This window comes from Candidatus Zixiibacteriota bacterium (assembly GCA_017999435.1).
In the GTDB taxonomy this organism is placed as follows: domain Bacteria; phylum Zixibacteria; class MSB-5A5; order GN15; family FEB-12; genus JAGNLV01.
Genome location: JAGNLV010000005.1, coordinates 62,324 through 85,263 on the forward strand (window position 1 = coordinate 62,324; position 22,940 = coordinate 85,263).

Consider the following 22,940-nt stretch of genomic DNA (forward strand, 5'->3'; position numbering starts at 1 on the left):
ACTCCCGCCGTATCCGCGGCCGCTGCCCGGCGGGGCAGCGGCCGCAACGGTGAAGCGCGGTCACCGGCCGAACATGACGAGAAACGCGCCGCCCACGCCGAGGATGATGCCGAGCGTGCGCATCGGGGTCACTCGCTCGCCGAGGAAGAGGGCGGCAAAGATGAACATGAAGACGTTGGACGTCTGATTGAGGGCGGCGGCGATCGAGGCCTGCGTCAGTTTCATGCCGGCCAGCCAGAGGAGGGTGGAGACGTAAGCGCCCATGAACGAGCCCGATAACGTGTACGCCCAGCGGTGGACGGAGAGCACGGAACGGACGATCTCGCGGCGGCGCGGGTGGAAAGCCAGGACGACCAGCAGCACGGCCGCACCGCCGATCATGCGCATCTCGGTGACCCACAACAACGGCGAGCGCTCCAGCAGCGGCTTGACCGCGACCAGGCTGGTGGCCGTGCAGGCCACCGCCAAGGCCCCCAGAAGCACTCCTTTCACGAGACGGGCGCGGGGAAGATCGGCGTGCGACTCCCCCGTCACGCTGACGACCCCGGAAATGATCATGGCGACGCCGGCGAGCTGCGGCAGCGCCAGACGCTCGGCGAGAAAGAGCATGGACAGGGCGATGACGAAGGGACTGTAGAGGCAGTCGACGACGGCGAAACGGCCGGCGCCGATGGCGTTGAGGCTGAAGAAGAAGATCGTGTCGGCGATCCCGATGCCGAGTGCCCCGGAGCCGAGCACCAGCAGGTAATCCCCCGCCGGAACGGAGCGAAAGAAGGTCTCCCGGGAGAGCCCGATGGTGGGGACGAACAGGAGGGCGGCCAGGAGGACTTTGAACAGATTGAGTCCGATGGGGTGGACGGTCTCGCCGCTCTTCTTGAACAGGATGACGGCGCAGGCCCAGGCGATCGCGGTGAGAAGCGAGAGGGCGGGACCGAGATAGTTGGCCGGCATGTCGATCATGGGAGTCAAAGGTAACCGACGGAAGAACCGGGGACAAGCGGGAAAGGCGCTCCTGCCGCCGTCGAGAACCGTGCGCTGCGAGAAATGCCGGAGGCCGGACTCGAACCGGCATGGTGTTGCCACCGGGGGATTTTGAGTCCCCTGCGTCTACCAGTTTCACCACTCCGGCAGAGCGTGAGCCAATATCCGGCGCGGGCGCCGGTCTGTCAAGATGGAATCGGTGCGCGGCCGGGCGCGCAACTGTCAGAAATGTGTCCGGTCCTCGCTCGTGTCGACATCCGGCGCGGCCGGGCGGCGGGCCGCCGCGCCTGCGGAGTAGCGGCCGGATGACGGGTGCAGGCGGCAGCGCTGCGTGGGCTGGCTGTCGGCCGTGAATATCTCGGTCCGCACGTCGGTGCAGCGGTCGGTGGCCAGCTCGCCGGATTCGAGGCAGACGTCGGCGTGTACGATCCCCTCCGGCTCCTCGAAATCAAGGATGGGGAGGGTGTCGTGGGCGGCCATCATGAACTCCGTCCAGATCGGAACGCCGTTCTTGGCGCCGTCCTGGCTGCGGCCAAGCGAGGTTTTGACGTCGAAACCGACCCAGGCGCCGGCCGTGATCTGGGGCGTGAACCCGATGAACCAGTTGTCGCAGAAATTGTTCGAGGTCCCGGTCTTGCCCGCGGCCGGGCGGGTGAAACCGCGCGAACGGACCCCGCGCCCCGTGCCCGCGTCGACCACCGACTGCATCAAGTTCACCATTATATAGGAGGTCTGCTCCGAAAGCACTTCCTCCTTCTGGATCGCCGTGTTGTCCTCGATGACGCTGCCGTAGCGGTCGACAATCTTGTGGATCATCCGGTAGGGGATGTGGATCCCCTTGTTCGGAAAGACCGAAAAGGCGGACACCAGCTCGATGGGAATCACCTCGCTCGTGCCGAGGGCGAGGGAGGGGTTCGCCTGGAGCGGGGTGGTGATGCCCATCCGGCGGGCGTAGAAGATGGCCTGCTCCGGTTTGATCCGGAGAAGGAGGCGGATAGCGACGAGGTTGCGGGAGAGCCGGATGCCGTCGCGGAGCGTGATCGGCCCCATGAACTTGTCATCGAAATTGTGCGGCCGCCACTGGCTGGCGCCGGGGATGTCCAGGACGATGGGGAGATCGTCGATCAGGTCGGAGGTGCGGAAACCGTTGTCGACGGCCGCCGTGTAGACGAACGGTTTGAAGGCCGAGCCGGGCTGAAGCCGGCCCTGCGTGGCCCGGTTGTATTTGGTCGCCTCGAACGACCGCCCGCCCACCAGCGCGAGAACGTCGCCGGTGGCGTTGTCGATGGCGACAAAGGCCCCCTGCACGTGCTTGTAGGCGCGGATGGGGCGCCCCTGGGCGTCGACCGTGTCGGGAAGCAGCTCGGTGTAGTCGGGATTGCCCAGCGTATACATCCGTTCGATCCGGGCGCGGAGCGAATCCACCTTTCGGGCCACGGCCGCCTCGGCCGCGCGCTGCAGACCGACGTCGAGCGACGTGAACACCTTCAGCCCCCCGGAATAGAGCATCGACTCACCGTAGCGGTCAAAGATGTACTGGCGGATTTCCTCGGTGAAATAGGGGGCGTCGCCGACGTTTTCCGAGGGCGGGGTGACAACGAGCGGCTCGTCCTTGAGCGAATCGTACTGGGCCCGGTTCAATCCGCCGTACGTGTAGTAGGAATAGAGGACGCGGTTGCGGGCTTTGAGGGCCCGGTCGGGATACCGGAAGGGGGAGTTGCTGTTGGGAGCCTTGAGCATGCCGATCAGCACCGCGTCGTCGCTGATCGTCAGCTCCGCCACGTTCTTTCCGAAGAAATTGTGGGCGGCGGCGGCGACACCGTAGGCGCCGCTGCCGAAATAGTACTGGTTCAGGTACATCTCGAGGATTTCCTGCTTGGAATAGGTCCGCTCGAGTTTGACGGCGGTGAGGGCCTCCTTGAACTTGCGGTCGAACGTCTGCTCGCGGTTGAGGAAGAGCATCCGGGCGAGCTGCTGGGTGATGGTCGAAGCGCCGGCCTTGATGTCCCAGCTCAGAAGGTTGGAGAAGGCGACCACGAGGACGCGGCGCACATCGATCCCCCAGTGGTCATAGAACTTCCGGTCCTCCGAGGCCAGGAGCATGTTGACCAGGTCGGGAGGCATCTGGTCAAAGGGGGTCAGGGCGCGGTTTTCACTGAAGAACTCCTGAATGAGGATTCCGTTGCGGTCATAGATCTTGGTTTTCAGGCTCGGTTCGATGTTGTGGAGCTGCTCGAACGAGGGGAGATCGGATTGGTAGACGCGGTAGGTCTTGTAGGCGGCGACCGCCAAGAGCAGGAGGGCCAGGGCAACCAGGCCGACCAGCATGGTGCGGAGGCGATCGCGGCGGAACTTCTTTTGATCGGGCGATTTCATCCTGTCTGTCAATAACAGGCCGGTCTCCCGGACACGCAAGCTAAAACAAAATCCCGCTTGTTCCGCCGGAGCCTCGGCCGTTTATTGTTCACCACGCGGCAGCAGCCTTCCGACCAGGCGGCCGCCGCTGAGGCTTTTCCGATTATATGTCGATACGTGAACAAAAGATGCACACCAAGGAGAGCGAGTTGAAGACGCGGACTGACAGTGCGGCGATCAACCGGGAGTTCGAACGGCAGTGGCAGATCATCACCCGCGGGGCGGTCGACGTGCTTCCCGAGGAGGAGTTCCGGGAGCGGGTGAAGCGGTCGCTCCGCGAGAACAAGCCGCTGCGGGTGAAGCAGGGGTTTGACCCGACGGCGCCCGACATTCACCTCGGCCACACCATCGGCATCCGCAAGCTGCGGCAGTTTCAGGACCTCGGACACACCGTCGTGCTCATCGTCGGCGACTACACCGGCATGGTCGGCGACCCCTCGGGGCGGTCGGCCACCCGGCCGCAGTTGGACTACGATACCCTGATGAAGAACGCGGAGACTTACCAGCGGCAGTTTTTCAAGATTCTCGACCGCGCGAAAACCGAGGTGCATTTCAACGGCGAGTGGTTCAAGCAGATGTCGTTCGCCGAGGTGATGCAGCTGGCCATGAAGTTCACGGTGGCCCGGCTCTTGGAGCGGGACGATTTCGAAAAGCGAATGCGGCGCGGGATTCCGATCTCGGTCCACGAGCTCTTCTACCCGCTCATGCAGGCGTATGATTCGGTGGCGATCCGGGCCGATGTCGAGCTCGGCGCGACCGAGCAGAAGTTCAACCTGCTGGCCGGAAGGACGATCCAGGAGGCTTACGGCGTCGAGCCGCAGTGCATCCTCACCCTGCCGGTGCTGGTGGGGATCGACGGCGAGAACCGGATGTCCAAGTCGCTGGGAAACTATATCGGAATCGACGAGTCGCCGCGGGAGATTTTCGGCAAGATCATGAAGATTCCCGACCGGCTGATCGCCGACTACGCCGCGCTGGTGGCCGACTACACCCTTGAGGAACTCGAGGACATTAAACAAAAACTTGCAAGTCCCGATATTAATCCGATGGATGTCAAAAAGATGCTTGGGGAACGCATGGTCGAGATGTACCACCAGGCCGGAGCCGGCGCGGCGGCCCGGGAGGAGTTCGGGCGCGTCTTCTCCCAGAAGCAGTTGCCCGATGAGATTCCCGAATGTCCCTCGGCCCGCATCAGGGAGTGGGGACTTGATCCCGACCGAATCTATCTGGTGCACCTGATGGCCAAGGCCGAGTTGGCGAAGTCGAACAGCGACGCCCGCAAACTGATACAGGCCGGAGCGGTCGAGCTCGACGGGGAGCGGGTGTCGGATCCCGACTACGAGTTCGCGCTGCCCGACACCGGCTTCGTCGTGCTGAAAGTAGGCAAACGCCGGTTCCTCAGGCTGCGGCGATAGCGACCGGGCACTTTCTACGGCGGACGTTGTAGTAAGGGTGACCTTTCGCTCTCCCCGGGGGCGGCGTCCGGTCCCCCGGAGACGGTTCAAGATGATAAGGATAGTTTTCACAGCAACGGTGGCTGCGGCCCTTCTCGGCGGCTGCGCCTCGCAGGCGATTCGCCGCGAGACGGTCGAGGTGCATGCCGACCCGCAGCCGGTGCGGGTGGAGAAAATTCCGCTGGCGGCGGAGATCGAGCGGGTCAACCCGCTTGCTTACAACTTTTTTGTCGACGGCGTGCTGTTCGAGGCCCTCGGCAATTCGTACCAGGCGACCGAGAGTTACGGCAAAGCCCTCCAGTACTACCCGGACTCGTATGTGATCCGCGCCTCGCTGGCTGAGAACCTCTTTCGCATGCAGCGTTTCGACGATGCGCTGGCGGTGCTGCAGCCGGTTGCGCCGGAAGACGCCGCGGTGTGGGAATTGCGCGGCGACATCTATCGCGCGGGGGGGCAGATCGACGCCTCGGTGCGTGCCTACGAGCGGGCCGTCGAGCAGGATTCCAGCCGCTTCGAGATCTTCTCGTTTCTGGCCGGCGTCTATTCGCGGGACGGGAATTTCCCGAAAGCGAAGTGGGCGTTCCGCCATCTGGCCCGGCTCGATCCGGAAAATCACGCGATCTGGTACGAACTGGGGCGGCTGCACTTGCGGCTGGGGGAGGCGGATGCGGCGCTGACGTCTTTCCGACGCTCGGCGGAGTTGCGTGCGGACCCCACGAACGTGATGTCGTTTATCGGGATGGGAGAAATATATGAAGCACGGGAGCAGCTCGATTCCGCCAAAATGGCGTTCGAGCGGGCGCTCGCGATCGACACGGCCAACATTGTCGCCCATCGGAATTTGGCCGGCGTTTATGTGAAGCTCGACTCCCTGGAGCAGGCGGCCGTGCATGCCCGTATCGAGAGTCGGCTGGCCCCGCTGGACCGGAATTCCAGCCGGCGGCTGGGGATGATCTACTACTATATAGACTCCCTGGCCGCGGCCGACTCGGTATTTACGGCGCTGGTGGCGAGCGGCGAGAACAGCCCGGTCAACCACGAGTACCTGGGGCGGATCGCGCTGCGCCAGGATGATCCGCCGCGGGCGGTCGAGCAGTTCCGCCGGGCGCTCGCTCTGTCGGATTCGACCTGGGAACCATGGGTTGATCTGGCCGCCGCCTACCGGGCCGGCCATCAGCGCAACGAGGAGATCGCCGCCTACCGCGAGGGATTGGGGCAGGTGCGGGACACCGCCGGGCAGGCCCAGTTGATGATGGCGCTGGGGGCGGCCTACGAACAGACCGGCCAGTTCGACAGCGCGGTCGCCACCTTCGAGCGCCTGGTGGCGCTGGCCCCGACGTTCGACGCCGCCCTGAACTACCTGGGGTACATGCTGGCCGACTCCGGGCAGCGGTTGGATTACGCACGGGAACTGATCGAGCGGGCGCTCCAACTCAAGCCCAACAACGCCGCCTATCTGGACAGCTACGGATGGGTGTTCTACCGGCTCGGCCGTTACGAAGAGGCGCGCGCGCAGCTCGAGCGCGCGGTAGGACTTGACAGCGACCCGGTAATGTTCGATCATCTGGGCGATATCTATCATGCTCTCGGCCAAGCGGAGGCAGCGCAGCACTGGTGGCACAAAGCACTCGAACTCGATCCCGACAACGCGACCATTCGAGCGAAACTGGATCTGTGACGATCGCTGCGGTCCTCCGGGCCGCGGCCCTGGCCGTCCTCCTGGCGGGCTGCGCCGAGATCGCTCCGCCGCCGGGCGGCGACGTCGACCGCACGCCGCCCGCGCTCCTGGCCGTCACCCCTCCCAACGGCGCCACGAATGTCCCGCTGTCGGACCGGGTGGTTCTCCGGTTCTCCGAGCGGGTGCTCGCACCCCAGACCGGCAAGGCGTTCTTCATCTCCCCCCATCTGCGGGCGGAGCCGACCGTGAAGTGGAGGGGGGACCGCATCGAGATCATTTTCCCCGACAGTTTCCAGGCCAATCAGACGTACATCATCGCCCTGAGCAGCGCGATCAGCGACCTGCGGAACAACGTGTTCGACAGCGCCGGCGTGATTGCCTTTTCCACGGGAGCGACGCTGGACTCCGGGCGGGTGGCCGGGACGGTGCTCGGCGCCGGCGGATCCCCCCAGGGAGGACTGCTGGCGGGGCTGTACGACGCGACGCTGTTCACCGACTCGACCGTTTGGGACAGCCTGTTTCCGACCTATCTCACACAGACCAACCAGCAGGGGCAGTTTAGCTTCGCCTATCTTCCCGACCGCCCCTACCGCCTCGTCGTTTTTCAGGATCGCAACCGCAACGAGCGGTTCAACCCGGCGCGCGAGTCGTTCGCACTGGCCGACCGGCCGGTGATCGTGGGCGGGGCGCTGCGGCTCTCCGGTCTCCGTCTGGGCCTGACCACAACCGATACGACCACGGCGCATGTGCTCTCGGCGACCTTCACGGCCGACCGGCTCCTGCGGCTGCGGCTGGACCGGCCTGTCGCAACTGACCACCTGTCGGCCAATCCGCAGGATCTCGCGCTCGTGTCGCTGGCCGACACAACGGTGCGGGTCACGGCTCAGGCAATCCTGGAGCAGGGAGAGGAGACGTCGGCCACGCTCACCGCCTGGCTGGGCTCGCCGGACAGCGGGCTGTACCGGGTGACGGCGATCTACGATCCGGACCGCCCGCCAATGGCGTACGACAGCCTGCGCATCGCCGGGGCGGAGGACCAGACGGCGCCGCAGCTTGTGGCGTTCGCGCCGGCCGGTCCCGGGTTCCTTCGCGATCTCGACCTGCGGCTGACCGTCAGCGAACCGCTTGACACCTCGGCGATCACCCCCGAAACCTTCGTTCTCTGGCGGGAGCCCGATACAATGCGCGTGCCGCTGGCATGGTCGTGGAAGGATGTGTTCCACCTGACTTTCGGCAAGGAGTCGCTGCGGGAAGGGGAGGGGTACCGGCTGGCGGTGACCGAGTTTGATCTGAAGGACCGGGCGGGCAACGTCGCGGGCGACTCGCTGCGCGAGTACCGTTTCAACACCCTCGACGTCGATTCGCTCGGGTCGATCACGGGCCAGGTGCGGATCGGCCTGCCGGACCGGGAGAAGGACACGGTCGAGCTGACATTCAAGCCGGTCGGCGGCACGGGGGCGTTCTACTGGCGCGGGCCGCAGGGAGGTTTCACCCTGGCGGCGCCGGCGGGCAAGTACCTCCTGTCAGGGTACATCGACAGCAACGGCGACGGCGCGCTGTCGCTCGGGTCGGTCGATCCGTGGCGGACGGCCGAGACCCAGAGCGCCTACGCCGATACGGTGCAGGTGCGGGCGCGCTTCGAGACCGCCGGCATCGACTTTGTCCTCCAGTAGCACAGGACAGGCGGACCGGTGATCGGCGCGGCCGGCCGGCAAGACTGCGGGTGAAATAGGAAAGGCGGGACCGAGCGGTTCCGCCTTTTGCGTGATCCTGAAGACTCTGGTCGCTACTGCTGCTGGGGGATGCCCCAGATGGTCACCTGGACGCGGCGGTTCTTTGAAGCGGCGTTGCGCTCATCGCCCATTGCGGCCGGCTTGCTCTTGCCGTAGCTGATAATGAACATACGGTAGGGCTGGGCCCCGCAGCGGTCGGCCAGGAACAGCTTGGTGGCTTCAGCGCGCATTTGACCAAGCTGCAGGTTGTAGCGGGCGGAGCCGGTCTGGTCGGTATGGCCGGCGATGGTGGCAACCGAGCCGGGATTCTGCTCCATCTTCTCGCAAGCTTCCAGAAGGGTCTCTTTGGCCAGTTCCGTCAGTTCGTACTGGTCGAAGTCGAAGTTCACGATGTTGTCCCAGAGTACCTGGTAGTTCTCAAAGCCGGACGCTTTATTCAGAGCCAGGTCGGTCTTTTCGGAGAGTTGCTGGCCGAGCGCCTGGAGCTGCTGAATCTGCTGCTCGTTCGCGTCGACACCGGCCTGGAGTTGGCCGACCTGGGCGCCCGTGCGGCTCTCAGATTCGGCAATCTGCTGCTGCACGTATTCTTTGTTGACGCCGCAGCCGGTCGCCAGCAGCAGTCCCACGACCAGGACCGTTGTCATGAGAACTTTCATACGTCTGCATCCTTTCGCAAGAGTTTAGGTTCAATCATCCGCTTGCGTGGTCAGTTCACATGATCCCTCAGTATCCGCCATTTGCGGCGCCGAGGCAAGAAAAAAGTGACCCCGGTTTCGCCGCTACTGCTTTATACCGCCGGCAGTTATTCCGGAGACGATGTGGCGCTGCAGAAAAATGAAAAGCACGAGGATGGGCACGACCGCAACCGCCGAACCCGCCATGAGGTGCTGCCAATCGATCGCCTGCTGCCCCTGGTAGTGGGCGAGACCCACCGGAAGGGTGCGCAGCTCCTCCCGCGACACGAGGATGAACGGGAAGAGGAAGGAGTTCCAGTTGGTGAAGAAAGCCTGGATAGCGAGCACCGCCAGGGCCGGCCGGCAGACGGGCATGACGACGGCGAGCAGGATGCGCAGCTCCCCGGCGCCGTCGATCCGGGCCGCCTCCTCCATCGACGGCGGGATCGCCTCCACGTACTGCTTGATCAGGAAGATGCCAATCGGATACACCAGCCACGGCAGGACCAGCGCCCAGTACGTGTCGTAGAGGCGGGCCTTGAGCATGAGCACGTAAAGCGGCACGATGAGAATGTGGGCGGGGATCATGAGAACGACGACGACGGAGGCAAAGAGCACGCGGGTCCAGAGCCCCGGGCGGCGGGCGAGCACGTAGGCCGCCATGAAGCAGAAGAGGATATTGCCGGCCGTGACCACCAGCGCGACGAAAGCCGAATTGAAGAGGTACCGGCCGATGCGGCCGGAGGCGAACAGGTCGGCGAAATTGCGGAATGTCACATCGGACGTGAAGAGGTCGGCAAGCCCCACGCCGGCGCCGGGCGACATCACCGCCACCCGGAACATCCACACGAGGGGGAACACCATCACCGCCAGGATGACGCCGAGCACCGCGTAGCGGACGGCGGACGCGGCTCTCCGGGCTACCACAGCGGCTGCCTCCGCCGCAGGAGCGCGAACTGCACCACGGAGAAGACCGCGATGATGAGGAACAGGAGGTAGGCGGCGGCCGAGGCGTAACCGAAGCGGAAGGCGGTGGTCAGCCCGGCGTCATAGATGAAGTATACCATTGAGGCGGTGTCGAACTTGCCCTTGGTCATGACGAAAATCTCGACGAAGACCTGGAACGACTTGATCGAGTTGATGACGACGATGAAGAGCGCGACCGGGCGGAGCAGGGGGAGGGTGATGGAGAAGAACTGGCGCGCGCGGCCGGCCCCCTGGATGCGGGCAGCCTCGTACAACTCGTCGGGAATCGACTTCAGGCCGGCGAGAAAGATGAGCATGTAGTACCCGACCGCCATCCAGACATCCATCGCCATGATGGAGGCGAGCGCGGTCTTGTCGCTGAATAGGAAACCGTGCTCCGGCGCCGGCAGGCCGACCATCGCGGCGAGGGCGGCGATATACCCTCCCCGTTGGTAGAGGTTGGTGAAAATCAGGGCGACGACAACCATGGAGGTGATCGAGGGAATAAAATAGCCGGCGCGGAAGAGGCCGCGTCCGGGAAACTGCCGGTTCACCAGGAGAGCGAGGCCGAGCGCGATGACGGTGGTGACGGGCACGGTCCCGAGGACAAAGATGAAAGTGTTCTCCACCGCGGCGAGGAAGCTCTCGTCGGCCAGCAGGCTCCGGTAATTGGCCAAGCCAATCCAGCGCCAGGCCGGGGCGAGGAGACGGTAGTCGGTGAACCCCATCACCAGCGAGTACACCAGGGGAAACAGCCAGAACACCGCGAAGCTGAGAATCCAGGGGGACAGGAGGAGCAGGGCGGTGAGCCGCGAGCGCCTCATTTGAGCCCCTTCAACTCCTCGATCTTGTACCGGGCCTCCAGCAGCGGCACGGCCACCAGGTGCGACCCGAAGAGCGCCTCCTCCACGGCTTTCTCGAGAATGTCCTCGATATAAACCCAGTCGGGATCGACCGGCGGATGCTGGGCGGACTTGAGGGCTGCGATGAAGGTCTGCAGGTGGGGGTTGGAGGCGAAATAGGGATCCCTTTGGGCCTCGCGGCTCGAGGGGTTGGCCGAACGGTTGGCCCGGCAGAAACGGACCTGGTTGACCGGGGAGGTGACGAAGCGGATCAGCCTCAGGGCAGCCTCCTTCACGTCGGAGTCGGCGCTCACGGCCAGGAACTCGCCGCCGAGGAACGAGCGCCCGGGGAATTTCGGGCCGGGGATCAGCGTCGATATCAAGTTGATTCGCCGGTTCTCCAGCTCGATCCGCTTGAGCAGCCAGTCCCCGGAAATGATGAACCCGATGCGTCCGTCGAGGAAGGCGTCCTCGATACCGCGCTGGGTGTCGACATAGCCGGCGGAGTCGTGCAATTGCTGGTAGGTCCGGAGGGCACTGACGGCGCGCGAGGAGGCCACCACGCACATCCGGCCGTCATCGGAAAACAACTGGGCGCCTGCCGACCAGAAAAACGGCAGGTACTTCTTATAGAGGCGGTGCTTTTCGGCCGTGTTGGACCCCCAACCGTAGAAGTTGGGGCCGAGCGCCCGGACTTTCTTCGCCGCCTCCGTCAGTTGCGGCCAGTTGACCGGGTAGAAGGCAGTGTCGTAGCCGGCGCGGGTGATCAGGTCGCGGTTGCCGAAGAGGACGCGGGTGCCGAGAATCCAGGGCCAGGCATACAGCCCGCCGCGGTCAGCGGCCATGCTCCAGCCATCGTACCCGGCGGTGTCGCCGGCGACCAGGCCGGAAAGATCGGCGAGCCGCCCGTTGGCGGCGAACTGGGCGATCCAGTCGGAGCCGAGTTCCACCACGTCCGGGGCCGTGCCCGAGGAGAAAGCCAGGACGATTTTCTCGTGGCCGTTCGCCCAGGTGAGATCGGTCAGGCGCACTTTGATGTCGGGGTTGGCCTGTTCAAACTCGGCCACCATTTGTTCGATGACCGGTTTGATGGCCGGGTCGGTCCAGAACTGCCACCATTCCACCGTGGCGGCGCGGGCCGGGCCGGCCAGAAGGAGCGCGGCCGCAAGGATCGTCGCACGTATTCTCATCCACCTACCTCTGCATCCAGACACGTCGTCTCGCAGCGGCATGAAACGGATCGCCGGCGTCCCCGGTCAACCAAAATAATCTTTTAGTTGTTTCGACGCAGGCGGAGGTCTTTCCATGTGCCGTGAACATGGCGGCAGTTCCACTCATCGCTGCGGCCGCCGATCCGCCCTGGTTCGACGCCTCCACGAGCGTGACCCTGGTGGCGGCGGCGGTCGCCATCGTCATCGTGCTTTATACGACCTACCACCGGAAAAGCCGCGCCCGGTACCGGATGCGCGAGATCGCGGGCCTCCGGGCGATCGAGGAGGCGGTGGGGCGGGCCACCGAGATGGCCCGGCCCATTCTCTACACGCCGGGATGGGGGGGAGACATCCAGCGCCCCACCACCATCGCCTCGCTGAACATCCTCAGCCACGTGGCCGAGAAGGCGGCCCAGTACGACTGCCGGCTGGTGTTTCCCACCCACGATCCGGTCATCATGGCGGTGGCGCAGGAGGTCATGCGCGAGAGCTGCGCCCGGGCGGGATTTCCCGACCGTTTCCGCGAAGACAGCGCCTCGTATGTCAGTTCGTCGCAGTTCGGATACGCGGCCGCCGTCGAGGGGCAGATCAGCCGGCTGAAACCGGCCTCGGTGTTCCTCCTGGGGACGTTCGAGGCCGAGTCACTGATTCTGGCGGAGACGGCCAACATCAACAAGAGCATCCAGATCGCCGGCACCGACTCCACCATCCAACTGGCCTTCTTCATCGTGGCCTGCGACTACGTTCTGATCGGCGAGGAGCTGTTCGCGGCCTCGGGCTACCTCTCGGAGGATCCCTCCATCATCGCCTCCGTCCGGGCTCAGGACATTCTGAAGGTGCTCATCGTAGTGCTGCTCATTGCGGCGGTGGTCTGGGCGACCTTCGCCCCGGACAGCACGTGGTGGAGGCTGTAGATGGGACGGCGGCTTCCCCAGTTTATCGTGCTGGTGTTCGGCGCAGTCATGTTCCTCCAGTACTTCTCCGATGCGCCGGCGGCCCGGAGCATCAACTCCGCGGTGCTCGTCGATTACTGGCAGATTATTTTCGCCTTCACGCTGCTGGTGGGGGTGGTGAGTTATGTGCGGACGGCCACGGCCGGGATTGGACGCGCGGCCGATTGGCCCTACCGCGCGGTGTCGCTGGCGGGCGTCGCGCTCATGCCGGTGCTGGCGGTTTTGTGGGGAATCCGGGCCGAGTCCCCCTTCATGTGGGTCTTTGAGAATGTCCAGGTGCCTATGCAGGCGACTGTGTTTGCGCTCCTTGCGTTTTTCGTCGCCTCGGCCTCGTACCGCGGGTTCCGGGCGCGATCGGCGCCGGCGGCTGTGCTCCTGGCGGCCGCGTTCCTGACGATTCTCACCCGCTCGGCGCTCGGGGATTGGTACCCCGACTGGGTGAACCGGGTCGCTGAGTGGGTGCGCGATGTACCCTCGATGGCGGCGCGGCGGGCGATTCTCATCGGCATCGGCCTCGGGTCGCTCACCACCTCGCTGCGCGTGATTCTGGGGATCGAACGCACCTGGCTGGGGAGAGGCGGAAGATGAAGCTGGAATCGCGCCACTGGATCTTCCTCGGTCTCGGGGCGGCCGTGGTCGCGGCCATGGCGCTGCAGGTCAATCTGCAGGTGCCGGCCTCCGACGATACGCTCGGGATGCACCGGTTCATCGAGGAGGTGCCGGCCGGGTCGACGATCATCGTGTCGTTCGACCACGAGGCCTCCTCGCTCCCGGAAATCCGGCCCCTGGCGCTGGCGGTGCTCCGGCATGCCTTCTCGCGCAACCTGAAGATTGTCGGCACCGCCCTACTGGCCGAGGGGACGGGGGTCGGCTACCGCCTGGTGCAGCAGACGGCCCGGGAGTATGACAAGCGCTACGGCGAGGACTGGGTGTACCTCGGGTTCAAGCCGCAGTATATCGCGGCGATTCTCTCGATGGGGGAGTCGTTCGCGAAGACCTGGCCGGAGGATTACCTCGGGCGGCCGTATACGGACCTTCCGATGCTGGCGGAGATCGAGACCTATGGTCAGATCGCCGGAGTCGTGTCGGTGGCCGACGGGTCGCTGACGACCCACTGGATCGAGTACGCGGCCAGCCGCTACCGCGTGCGGGTGGCGGCGGCGGTGACGGCCGCGATGGTGACCACCTATGATCCGTACCTGGCCTCGGGGCAATTGCAGGCCATGGTCGGCGGGCTGCGCGGGGCGGCCGAGTACGAACAGCTCATCGCGCGCGGTGGCGGGGGAGAGCGGGGGATGCTGGCCCAGACGGTCTCGCACCTCTACGTGGTCGCGCTCATCGTCGTCGGGAACCTTGTCTTCTTTGCGACCCGGCGGCGGGAGAAAGGAGGGGGCGGCTGATGGATTGGGGCACGGCGGTCGCGGGCGCGCTCACGCTGGCGATCCTGAGTTTCCTGTACCGCGACAATCCGGTCTACCGGATGGCGGAGTCGCTTTTGATCGGGGTGGCGATCGGGTACTTCCTCGTGATCACGTGGACCAACACGCTCATGGACCTGCTCGTGCGGCCGCTGTTCGGGGACGGGCGGCTCGGCCTGATCGCGCCGCTCGTGTTCGGGCTGCTCATGTTCGGGCGGTTCCACCCGAGCACCAAATCCTGGTCGCGGCTGTCGATGGCGGTGCTGATCGGCTCCGGAGCGGGCGTGGCCATACCCGTGATGCTCGAGGCCCGGACGCTCAAGCAGATGTCGGCCACGGTGATGCCGCTGGTCGGCCCGACCGGGATGCCCAACTGGTCGGCGATCGTGGTCATGGTCGGAGTCGTGACCACCCTCTCGTATTTCTATTTCAGCCGGGAACACAAAGGGGCGCTGGGGCGGTCGGCGAAGATCGGGGTGTACTTCCTGATGATCTTCTTCGGGACCACCTTCGGCTACACGGTCATGTCGCGGATGTCGACGTTTATCGGGCGGGTGGAATTCCTCCTCAGCGACTTCCTCCGCCTGACCAGCTGACGGGGGCCGGATGCGCTGTCCCCGCTGCCAGGCGACGATGAAGGAACTGAAACGGACGTTCCACAAGCAGCGCAAGTGGGTGTGTCCAAAGTGCGGACGTGTGCGCTTCCAGCGGCGGCCGGCCGACCGCCGGCCTCCCTCCGGCGACCGCTGAAGCGGCGCGCGGGCCGGTCGCCCCGGGCCGCAACCGGCCGCGGGCGGCAACGTACCACACTTGGCAGCCGGCCCAAAGGAGCGGAAACGGAACCGTGGAAATACGCATCGGCACATCGGGATTCAGCTTCGAGGATTGGAGAGGCAGCTTCTATCCGGAGACGATCGACAAGGGGAAAATGCTGGACTACTACGTGGAGCGGTTCTCGACCGTCGAGATCAACTCCACCTACTACCGTATCCCGCACCCGGCGGTGATGAGAAATCTGGCGAAGAAGGCGCCCGAGGGATTCGACTTTGTGGTGAAACTGCCGCAGTCGGTCACGCACCGGCGGCAGGACATCGAGGAGGATCTCCGGCAGTTCCTGCAGGCGGTCGAGCCGATGGAGGCGTCGGGGAAGCTGTCCGGCCTGCTGGCCCAGTTTCCCTATTCGTTCCGGTTCAGCCCGGACAGCCTGGACTACCTGGGCGCGCTCCGGGCCGCCCTCGCCCCCCGGCCGCTGTTCACCGAGTTCCGCCACCGGAGTTGGGTGAACCGTACCATGTATGACCGCCTCCGGGCGGAAGGGATCGGCTACGTCTGCGTGGACGAACCGGAACTGCCCAACCTGATCAAGCCGGATCTGTTCACGACCGGGCCGACCGCCTACCTGCGGCTCCACGGCCGCAACGCCGAGTACTGGTGGGAGGGGGGAGCGCTGCGCTATGACTACCGCTACTCGCGCGAACAACTGGAGGAGTGGAAGCAGAAGATCGGCAAACTGGCGGCCAAGGGAGAGGCCGCGAAGCTGTATGTCTATTTCAACAACTGCCACCTGGGACAGGCGGCGGCCAACGCCGTCGAAATGAGAGAACTATTGGGGCTGTGAGGCCGCCGGGGACGGTTTTTTGGTTGACGCCGACCGGGCGGAATGCGTATCCAAAGCCATTGTGAGACCAGGAGAAGCGGATGCAGTTGACGCTCGATCATATTCGCAAGGAATTTGACGGCAAGGTGGCCGTCAACGATCTCTCGCTCGAAGTGCCCGAGGGGGTGATCTACGGCATCATCGGGCCCAACGGGGCGGGCAAGACAACGACCATCCGTATGGTCATGAATATCACCGTCCCGGACCGGGGGCGGGTGCTGGTCGACGGCCGCACGGCCGGTCCCGATTTCAACAACCGCGTCGGGTATCTTCCCGAAGAGCGGGGACTGTACAAGAAGATGACGCTCGAAGAGGTCATCCTCTACATGGCCGAGCTCAAAGGGGTCGGGCGGCGCGAGATGCTGCCGAAAATCGGCCCCTGGCTGGAGCGCATGAACCTGGCGGCCTACCGCCACCGCAAGGTCGAGGAGCTGTCCAAGGGAATGGCGCAGAAACTCCAGTTCGTCACCACCATCATCCACGAACCGGAAATCGTCATCCTCGACGAGCTGTTCTCCGGCCTCGACCCGATCAACATCGAACTGATCAAGGACATCCTCCTGGAGATCAAGCGCTCCGGCCGGACGATTCTCTTTTCGACCCACGTGATGGAACAGGCCGAGAAGCTGTGCGACCACGTGTGCATGATCGCGGGCGGGGAGAAGGTGCTCGACGGTCCCCTGGGCCGGGTGAAAGCGCAGTTCGGCGAGAACACGATCCAACTGGAAATCGAGGGGGACGCCCTCTTTGTGGGAGAGCTGCCGGGGGTCAGGAATGTCACCCAGTTCACCAATTACATCGAAATCGATCTGGGGGACGGAGCGCGGCCCAACGAGATTCTCCGGGCGGTGACCGACCGCGTGCCGGTGCGGCGGTTTCAGATAATCGAACCTTCCCTCTACAGCATCTTCATCCGCATGGCCCGGCCCGAATCGGACGCGGCCGCAGCCGGCGGGGAGGCCGCCCATGCGTAAATTCTGGGTCGTCTTCAAGCGCGAGTACGCGCAGGTGGTCAAGAAGAAATCGTTTCTCATCGGCGTGCTGCTCACGCCGGCGCTCATGGCCGGGTTCGTGGTGCTCCCGATGCTGCTGGCCGACCCGGGGCTGGACCGGCCCCAGTCGATCGCCATCATCGACCAGAGCAGCGCCGGATTCGGCGAGCGGCTCCAGGAGCGGCTGGTCGAGGTCAAGATCAAGGAAACCGAAGCCCCCCTGTATGACTTCCGCGGCTTTTTCACGGTCGCCCCCGGGGACGACCCGGGCTACCGGCGGGTGCTCGATTCGCTCACCGCGGCGATCAACGCCCAGGAACTCAAATACGTGGTGGTGATTCGGCCGAACCCCCAGTTGTCCGACACGGGTGTATTTGCGGTCACCAACGCCACCAATTTCACCATCCTCCAGACAATCGAGAATCACGCCTCGCAGCTTTTGTCGATGGAGCGGCTGCGGCAGTCCCACGTCAATGTGAGTGTCGATTCCGTTCTCGCCCTGACGCGCCGGCTGGATCTCCAGGTGCGGGACGCGAAGGGGGAGACGATGCCGTTCGAGTACAAGTATTTCGGCGCGCTCATCTTCGTCATGGTCATGTTCGGGATGATTCTCGGATACGGCCAGATGGTGATGCGGAGCGTGATCGACGAGAAGAACTCGCGCATCATGGAAGTCCTGATCTCCTCGGTCACCCCGTTCCAGCTTATGCTCGGGAAAGTGCTGGGGCTGGGGGCGGCGACCTTCACGCAGGCGGCGATCTGGGTGGCGCTCGGCGCCGTGCTGTATGCAAACAAGGCCGCGCTCAGCGTCGACAGCTCGATCGACCGGCTCCTGTTCAACCCGGTCATCGTGGTCTTCTTCGTGCTCTACCTGACGACCGGGTACCTGCTGTTCTCGACGCTCTTCGCGCTGGTCGGATCGATCGTCAATTCCGAGAAGGAAGCGCAGAATTTCGTGTTCCCGATCACCATGTCGCTCGTGCTGCCGGTCATGATCGGGATCCACGTCGTGCAGGAACCCAACTCGACGCTGTCGCTGGTGCTCTCGTACATTCCGTTTCTCACGCCCACGATGATGATGATGCGGATCATCTTCATCGCCCCGACCATGACCGAGTACTCGCTCTTCGGGGGAATCGTCGGCCAGGCGGTGCTCGGCTTCGTGCTGGTGTCGCTGACGACGGTGGCGGTGATCTGGCTGACGGCGAAGATATTCCGCGTGGGAATCCTGATGTACGGCAAGCGGCCGACGCTGCCGGAGATAGTCAAATGGGTGAGATACTAGCGGCAACCGACAGAGCGGAGACACCTGGGGAATGATCGTCAAGCGCACTACCCTGCCGAGCGTGCTGATCATGCTCGCCGCATTCGTGTTCTTCTCGGCCAACACCGTCTATTTCCTGGAGGCCGAGGACGGGCCGGGGCTTTCACCGCTCCAGCGCAACTACCAGTTCGATTTCTCGACCGTGCGGGAGGGACCGCGGCTCAACACCAAGGCGGCGATCCTGGTCGACTACGAAAACGGCCGGGTGCTCTATGCGAAAGAGGCCGACGAGGTCCGGCCGATCGCCTCGATCAGCAAGCTGGTGACCGCCATGGTCGTGCTCGACAAGGGGATTGACATGAGCCGGACCGAGACCATCACCCAGGAGGACGCGAAGGAATCGTCGCGCTCGCGCCTCCGCGTCGGGTACGAACTGACCATCCGGGATCTGCTCCACGCGGCGCTGATGAACTCGGACAACCGCGCCGCGCGGGCGCTCGCCCGCGTCACCTCCGGATCGTACGGCGATTTCGCCAAGGCGATGAACAAGAAAGCGCGCAAGCTCGGGCTGCGGAACACCTACTTCGTCGAGCCGACCGGTCTCTCGGAACAGAATGTTTCGACCGCGCACGAGGTCGCCAAGATTCTCCACTACGCCTACGACTATCCGCTCATAAGGGAGATTTCCAGCAAGGAGTCCTACCGGGTGCGGGTTCTGAACCGCAAGCACGCGAGCGTGAGCATGTCCAACACCAACGGCCTCATGCACTCGCAGTTCCGCGTGCTCTCGGGGAAAACGGGATATATCAGGGAATCGGACTACTGTCTGACGACCATGGTGCGCGACCGGACCGGCCGCCGTCTCACGGCGGTGGTGCTCGGCGTGCCGGGGGACAAGCTCCGCTTCCGGGAATGCCGGCGCCTGATCGAGTGGGGGTACAAATCCTGCGCCGATCTGGCCACCTGATGGGCCCCGGCGAATCCGGCTAAAACCGTTGCCATTTTTCGGTTAAGAGGTTATACTGGCGCCGGCGTATGACCCCTCGTCCCAACATACTGGTCGTTGGCGCCGGGTATGTCGGTCTGGCGACCGCCGTATTCCTCGCCGACAAGGGTTTCCCGACCACGGTGGTCGAGAAGAACAGCGCCCTGGTGGAGACGCTCCGCCGGGGGCGGCTCCATTTCCGCGAACGTCTGCTCGCCGAGCGGCTGCGGGAGGTGATCGGGGAACGCACCCTCATGGTGGCGGAGCCGGAGAAAGCGCTCTACCAGCGGGCCGACCTCATCTTCATCGCCATCGACTCCGCCAACCGCAAAACGTGGCAGATGCGCACCGCCACCTTCGCCGAGATCGCCGCCTGGATCGGAGAGGTCCGGCGCAAGACGGCACCGACGGTCGTTCTCAAGTCGACCAACGTTCTGGGGTTTGCCGGGGAGTTCCGCCGCCTGCTCGACGCCGCCCCCTTTGGGAAAGCGGTCAAGCTGGTGGTCAACCCGGAGTTCTTGCGCGAGGGAAACGCCCTGGAGGACACGGCCCGCCCGTTCCGGATCGTGATCGGGTCGCGCGAGAAGCGGGACGCGGCGCGGCTGGCCATGCTCTACCGGCAGGTCTACCGCACGGGCGTGCCGATCGTGCACACCGACTGGACGTCGGCCGAACTGATCAAGCTCGCCTCCAACGTCTACCTCGCCTACCGGCTCGCGTTCATTCATGAGATCGCCGATTTCGCCCGCCGTGAGGGACTCGATCTGGAGGCGATCCGGATGGGGATCGGGCTGGACCAGCGGATCGGCCTGGACTACTTCACGCCCGGGCTGGGATTCGGAGGATCCTGCCTTCCCAAGGACTGCCTGCTCATCAACTCGCGCGAGACCGGCAACGGCTTTACCTTCCAGTCGGCCCAGACGGCGATGGCGGTGAACGAGGGGGTGCTGGAGAACCTCGTGAAGATGCTTGCCGAGAAACTCGGCGGGCTGGCGGGGAAGAAGATTGCACTGCTCGGCGCGGCGTTCAAGCCCGATGTGGACGACACGCGCGACTCGCGCGCCGTGCGGCTGGCCGAGCTGCTGAAGGCCAAGCGCGCCAAAGTGGCGATCTACGAACCCTACCTCGCGGGGCGGGACAGGATTCCCGAGACCGAGTTCGCCCTGGAGAAAGACGTCGCGGCGGCTCTCGACGGGGCGGCGGCGGTGATCATCGGGACCGCCCACAAGCGGCTGGCGATGTTGCGGCCCAGGGAAGTGGCCGCCCTGGTGGCCAACAAGCTCGTGATCGACTATTTTCGCGTGCTCAACCGCGGCGGGTGGCGCGAGGCCGGTTTCGAGGTGATAGGGTAGAGGCGTGGGGCAGACCATTCTCGTGACCGGTTCATCGGGGACGGTGGGGACGGCGCTGGTGCGGGCGCTGGAGCAGGCAGGGCACAAAGTCATCCCCCTCGATCTTCGCCGCTCCTATTGGGACGCCCGCATCGACCGGCGGACGGTGTTCCATGACCTGCGCCGGCCGCTGACGGGGCTGCGGCTGCGGCGGAAACCGGACACGATTATTCACCTGGCGGCCAACGCCCGGGTGCACGAGCTGGTGCTCCATCCGGAGCAGGCGCGCGACAATTACCTGATGACGTTCAACGTGCTCGAGTACGCCCGCCGGGCGGGGATCACGCGCGTCTGCTACGCCTCGTCGCGCGAGGTCTACGGCGAGTCGCGGTCCGGCGAGCGGCGCAAGGAGGAGTCGACGCACGTGTGTGCGATCAAGTCGCCCTACACGGCGTCGAAATACGGCGGCGAGGCCCTCATGCACGCCTACGGCGAGTGCTACGGAATCCAGCCGGTGGTCGTGCGGCTGTCCAACGTCTACGGGCGCTACGACGTCTCCGAGCGCGTGATTCCCCTGTTCATCTACTACGCGCGGCGCAATCGCGAAATCACGGTGTTCGGCGCGGAGAAGAAGCTTGATTTCACGTATATCGACGACTGCGTCGGGGGATTCCTCCGGATCGTGGACCGGTTTGAGCGAAGCGCGGGGATGACGTTCAACTTGTCGGCCGGGCGGGGGGAGAGGATCCTGGATCTGGCCAGGTGGATCGTGGAGATGCTGGGTTCGCAATCGACGGTGCGCGTGAGCGAGAAGCGGGTCGGGGAGATTTCGTCGTTTACCGGGGATATCCGGCTGGCGCGGATGTACCTGGGGTATGAGCCGAGGGTGAGCTTGCGGGAGGGGCTGCCGCCGACGATCGCGTGGTATTTACAGGCGATCCGGGAGCCGCGAGTGTATGCGGCGCAGCGGCGGGCGCTCGCCCGGTTGGGGTGGCTGTAGCGCTGCGGCGGGGGGTGGGCGCGTTTGTCTGATTTCTTTTCACCCGTAATCATCGACTGGGCCTGCTTCGCTCGTTTTTGAGATTTCGTCCATCGGCTCTGTTTCGTCTGCCTCTCTCTCAGACTGCCTCTCTTCGGCGGGTGGTTTCGTCCAGTCTTGGAGGCTTTGCTCTTGGCAATCTGGGGCAGCGGCAGGGGAGAGGCGCGTTGCCGGGATTCCCGCCTCCGCGGGAATGACAGTACCGGGGGGCGGCAATTCCCCGATCGGGTTGCGGGGGACGCCTATTCTGGGGGTCATGGGCTGACCTCCCGAGCGAGAGCGCCGGTCGCCCACAGCTCTGCCGTGGGTACTTGCCTTGGTGACGGGAACTGGTCGAGCTGTAATTCCTACTTGGGACGGCAGGACGCGCCCAGGCCGCTGGACAGGTTGCGCAGCGCACTGATTGAATAACGTTAAGTCCCCACAGCGGAGCTGTGGGTTACCCTTTGAAAGCCGCAAAGGGCGGGCCACCGGTCCAATCATCCGTGATTGCGCCTACCGCCCCAAGTTGTACTTCAATATACACCACACCGCGTGCAGGCCGTCGCGCCAGCCGATCTTCTTGCCCTCGTCGTACGTACGGCCATAATACGATATTCCGATTTCGTAAATGCGGACACGACGGCGGGCGATTTTCGCAGTGATCTCCGGCTCAAACCCGAAGCGATTCTCCTGAATGTCGATCGACTGGATCAGGTCGCGGCGGAAAACCTTGTAGCAGGTCTCCATGTCGGTCAGGTTGACATTCGTGAACATGTTCGAAAGCAGCGTCAAAAAGCGGTTGCCGACATAGTGCCAGAAATAAACGACGCGGTGCGGGCCGCCGCCCATGAACCGGGAGCCATAGACGACGTCGGCCTTGTCGGAGACGATCGGCTCGATCAGGGCGGGGTACTCGTTGGGATCGTACTCCAGGTCGGCGTCCTGGACAATCACGATGTCGCCGGTGGCGCGGCCGAAACCGGTCTTGAGCGCGTAACCCTTGCCGAAATTGCGCGGCTGGTAAATGACCAGGTCGACCAGCGGCTCAAGGCGGGTTTTCAGCAGGTCGCGGGTACCATCCGTGGAGTAGTCATCGACGACGATAATCTCCTTGTCGGCGACCGGGGCGTTCCGGACGTGGTCGATGATGTCGGGGAGGGTGGCGACCTCGTTGTAGACAGGGATTATAATGGAGAGTTTCATGATGGCCAGCGGGAGTTTAGTGTCCTATAAGACATATTATGTTAACCGCCGCACGTCAGAACCCGCCCCACTGCTCGGCCAAGCGGGTCGCTCGTTCTATCGGCGTAGCGGTGTCCCTGTCGAGTTTACCGGTCCCGTCCGGACCTCGGAGCCAGGTTTTCG

The 22,940-nt window shown here is 64.4% G+C and carries 21 protein-coding genes and 1 tRNA gene; 14 read left to right on the plus strand and 8 right to left on the minus strand.

Annotated features, from left to right (window positions below):
- Positions 1-60 precede the first annotated feature (60 nt).
- From KA261_12835 to KA261_12845, 3 genes are all read right to left on the minus strand, one after another.
- Positions 61-960, minus strand: a complete 900-nt coding sequence (locus KA261_12835) for a DMT family transporter (GenBank protein MBP7698688.1) — start codon at positions 958-960, stop codon at positions 61-63.
- An 85-nt stretch (positions 961-1,045) separates the two neighbouring features.
- Positions 1,046-1,129 (minus strand) — tRNA-Leu (locus tag KA261_12840).
- Positions 1,130-1,203: 74 nt separating this feature from the next.
- Positions 1,204-3,357, minus strand: coding sequence for a PBP1A family penicillin-binding protein (locus KA261_12845; protein MBP7698689.1), 2,154 nt, complete (start codon positions 3,355-3,357; stop codon positions 1,204-1,206).
- Between the two features lie 167 nt (positions 3,358-3,524).
- Here KA261_12845 and KA261_12850 point away from each other — a divergent pair, with 167 nt between their 5' ends.
- The 3 genes from KA261_12850 to KA261_12860 all read left to right on the plus strand — a co-directional run bounded on the left by KA261_12850 (position 3,525) and on the right by KA261_12860 (position 8,201).
- Positions 3,525-4,811, plus strand: a complete 1,287-nt coding sequence (locus tag KA261_12850) for a tyrosine--tRNA ligase (GenBank protein MBP7698690.1) — start codon at positions 3,525-3,527, stop codon at positions 4,809-4,811.
- A 91-nt stretch (positions 4,812-4,902) separates the two neighbouring features.
- Positions 4,903-6,528 carry a tetratricopeptide repeat protein gene (locus KA261_12855; protein MBP7698691.1) on the plus strand — a complete coding sequence of 542 codons (1,626 nt, stop codon included), beginning with the start codon at positions 4,903-4,905 and terminating at the stop codon, positions 6,526-6,528.
- Positions 6,525-8,201: an Ig-like domain-containing protein gene (locus KA261_12860; protein MBP7698692.1), complete on the plus strand. Its 1,677-nt coding sequence runs from the start codon at positions 6,525-6,527 to the stop codon at positions 8,199-8,201. Before KA261_12855 ends, KA261_12860 begins: the two co-directional genes overlap by 4 nt.
- Before the next feature lie 113 nt (positions 8,202-8,314).
- Here KA261_12860 and KA261_12865 read toward each other — a convergent pair whose 3' ends face one another.
- From KA261_12865 to KA261_12880, 4 genes are all read right to left on the minus strand, one after another.
- Entirely contained in the window at positions 8,315-8,917 is a 603-nt protein-coding gene (locus KA261_12865) for an OmpA family protein (GenBank protein ID MBP7698693.1), read from the minus strand.
- A 123-nt stretch (positions 8,918-9,040) separates the two neighbouring features.
- Complete coding sequence (locus KA261_12870; protein ID MBP7698694.1) at positions 9,041-9,862, minus strand: carbohydrate ABC transporter permease; 822 nt, start codon at positions 9,860-9,862, stop codon at positions 9,041-9,043.
- The gene (locus tag KA261_12875; GenBank protein MBP7698695.1) at positions 9,856-10,725 is read right to left on the minus strand and encodes a sugar ABC transporter permease; all 870 of its coding nucleotides are present in this window, start codon (positions 10,723-10,725) and stop codon (positions 9,856-9,858) included. The genes KA261_12870 and KA261_12875 overlap by 7 nt, the downstream gene beginning before the upstream one ends.
- The gene (locus tag KA261_12880) at positions 10,722-11,933 is read right to left on the minus strand and encodes an extracellular solute-binding protein (protein MBP7698696.1); all 1,212 of its coding nucleotides are present in this window, start codon (positions 11,931-11,933) and stop codon (positions 10,722-10,724) included. Before KA261_12880 ends, KA261_12875 begins: the two co-directional genes overlap by 4 nt.
- 128 nt (positions 11,934-12,061) lie before the next feature.
- On the opposite strand from KA261_12880, the gene KA261_12885 reads away from it, so the two are divergent.
- From KA261_12885 to KA261_12935, 11 genes are all read left to right on the plus strand, one after another.
- On the plus strand, positions 12,062-12,868 hold the full coding sequence (locus KA261_12885) for a hypothetical protein (protein MBP7698697.1): 807 nt from the start codon (positions 12,062-12,064) through the stop codon (positions 12,866-12,868).
- A complete protein-coding gene (locus KA261_12890; GenBank protein ID MBP7698698.1) occupies positions 12,869-13,495 on the plus strand; it encodes a hypothetical protein in 627 nt (208 codons plus the stop codon).
- Complete coding sequence (locus KA261_12895; protein ID MBP7698699.1) at positions 13,492-14,307, plus strand: hypothetical protein; 816 nt, start codon at positions 13,492-13,494, stop codon at positions 14,305-14,307. The genes KA261_12890 and KA261_12895 overlap by 4 nt, the downstream gene beginning before the upstream one ends.
- Positions 14,307-14,921, plus strand: coding sequence for a hypothetical protein (locus KA261_12900; protein MBP7698700.1), 615 nt, complete (start codon positions 14,307-14,309; stop codon positions 14,919-14,921). The genes KA261_12895 and KA261_12900 overlap by 1 nt, the downstream gene beginning before the upstream one ends.
- A 37-nt stretch (positions 14,922-14,958) precedes the next feature.
- Entirely contained in the window at positions 14,959-15,075 is a 117-nt protein-coding gene (locus tag KA261_12905) for a hypothetical protein (protein ID MBP7698701.1), read from the plus strand.
- A 94-nt stretch (positions 15,076-15,169) separates the two neighbouring features.
- Positions 15,170-15,943, plus strand: coding sequence for a DUF72 domain-containing protein (locus KA261_12910; GenBank protein MBP7698702.1), 774 nt, complete (start codon positions 15,170-15,172; stop codon positions 15,941-15,943).
- Between the two features lie 80 nt (positions 15,944-16,023).
- The gene (locus KA261_12915; protein MBP7698703.1) at positions 16,024-16,956 is read left to right on the plus strand and encodes an ATP-binding cassette domain-containing protein; all 933 of its coding nucleotides are present in this window, start codon (positions 16,024-16,026) and stop codon (positions 16,954-16,956) included.
- Entirely contained in the window at positions 16,949-18,259 is a 1,311-nt protein-coding gene (locus tag KA261_12920; protein MBP7698704.1) for an ABC transporter permease, read from the plus strand. The genes KA261_12915 and KA261_12920 overlap by 8 nt, the downstream gene beginning before the upstream one ends.
- Positions 18,260-18,290: 31 nt before the next feature.
- Positions 18,291-19,205 carry a D-alanyl-D-alanine carboxypeptidase gene (locus KA261_12925; GenBank protein ID MBP7698705.1) on the plus strand — a complete coding sequence of 305 codons (915 nt, stop codon included), beginning with the start codon at positions 18,291-18,293 and terminating at the stop codon, positions 19,203-19,205.
- A gap of 68 nt (positions 19,206-19,273) precedes the next feature.
- Positions 19,274-20,575: a nucleotide sugar dehydrogenase gene (locus tag KA261_12930; protein ID MBP7698706.1), complete on the plus strand. Its 1,302-nt coding sequence runs from the start codon at positions 19,274-19,276 to the stop codon at positions 20,573-20,575.
- Positions 20,576-20,579: 4 nt separating this feature from the next.
- On the plus strand, positions 20,580-21,554 hold the full coding sequence (locus tag KA261_12935) for an NAD-dependent epimerase/dehydratase family protein (GenBank protein ID MBP7698707.1): 975 nt from the start codon (positions 20,580-20,582) through the stop codon (positions 21,552-21,554).
- 534 nt (positions 21,555-22,088) lie between these two features.
- Here the strand turns inward: KA261_12935 and KA261_12940 are convergent.
- The gene (locus KA261_12940) at positions 22,089-22,778 is read right to left on the minus strand and encodes a glycosyltransferase family 2 protein (protein ID MBP7698708.1); all 690 of its coding nucleotides are present in this window, start codon (positions 22,776-22,778) and stop codon (positions 22,089-22,091) included.
- Positions 22,779-22,940: the final 162 nt, after the last annotated feature.

Excerpts from the sequence above, each read along its gene's own strand:
- KA261_12835 (MBP7698688.1), bottom strand. The coding sequence starts at position 960 with ATGATCGACATGCCGGCCAACTATCTCGGTCCCGCCCTCTCGCTTCTC.
- KA261_12845 (MBP7698689.1), bottom strand. The coding sequence starts at position 3,357 with ATGAAATCGCCCGATCAAAAGAAGTTCCGCCGCGATCGCCTCCGCACC.
- KA261_12850 (MBP7698690.1), top strand. The coding sequence starts at position 3,525 with ATGCACACCAAGGAGAGCGAGTTGAAGACGCGGACTGACAGTGCGGCG.
- KA261_12855 (MBP7698691.1), top strand. The coding sequence starts at position 4,903 with ATGATAAGGATAGTTTTCACAGCAACGGTGGCTGCGGCCCTTCTCGGC.
- KA261_12865 (MBP7698693.1), bottom strand. The coding sequence starts at position 8,917 with ATGAAAGTTCTCATGACAACGGTCCTGGTCGTGGGACTGCTGCTGGCG.
- KA261_12875 (MBP7698695.1), bottom strand. The coding sequence starts at position 10,725 with ATGAGGCGCTCGCGGCTCACCGCCCTGCTCCTCCTGTCCCCCTGGATT.
- KA261_12880 (MBP7698696.1), bottom strand. The coding sequence starts at position 11,933 with ATGAGAATACGTGCGACGATCCTTGCGGCCGCGCTCCTTCTGGCCGGC.
- KA261_12885 (MBP7698697.1), top strand. The coding sequence starts at position 12,062 with ATGGCGGCAGTTCCACTCATCGCTGCGGCCGCCGATCCGCCCTGGTTC.
- KA261_12890 (MBP7698698.1), top strand. The coding sequence starts at position 12,869 with ATGGGACGGCGGCTTCCCCAGTTTATCGTGCTGGTGTTCGGCGCAGTC.
- KA261_12895 (MBP7698699.1), top strand. The coding sequence starts at position 13,492 with ATGAAGCTGGAATCGCGCCACTGGATCTTCCTCGGTCTCGGGGCGGCC.
- KA261_12900 (MBP7698700.1), top strand. The coding sequence starts at position 14,307 with ATGGATTGGGGCACGGCGGTCGCGGGCGCGCTCACGCTGGCGATCCTG.
- KA261_12905 (MBP7698701.1), top strand. The coding sequence starts at position 14,959 with ATGAAGGAACTGAAACGGACGTTCCACAAGCAGCGCAAGTGGGTGTGT.
- KA261_12915 (MBP7698703.1), top strand. The coding sequence starts at position 16,024 with ATGCAGTTGACGCTCGATCATATTCGCAAGGAATTTGACGGCAAGGTG.
- KA261_12920 (MBP7698704.1), top strand. The coding sequence starts at position 16,949 with ATGCGTAAATTCTGGGTCGTCTTCAAGCGCGAGTACGCGCAGGTGGTC.
- KA261_12925 (MBP7698705.1), top strand. The coding sequence starts at position 18,291 with ATGATCGTCAAGCGCACTACCCTGCCGAGCGTGCTGATCATGCTCGCC.
- KA261_12930 (MBP7698706.1), top strand. The coding sequence starts at position 19,274 with ATGACCCCTCGTCCCAACATACTGGTCGTTGGCGCCGGGTATGTCGGT.
- KA261_12940 (MBP7698708.1), bottom strand. The coding sequence starts at position 22,778 with ATGAAACTCTCCATTATAATCCCTGTCTACAACGAGGTCGCCACCCTC.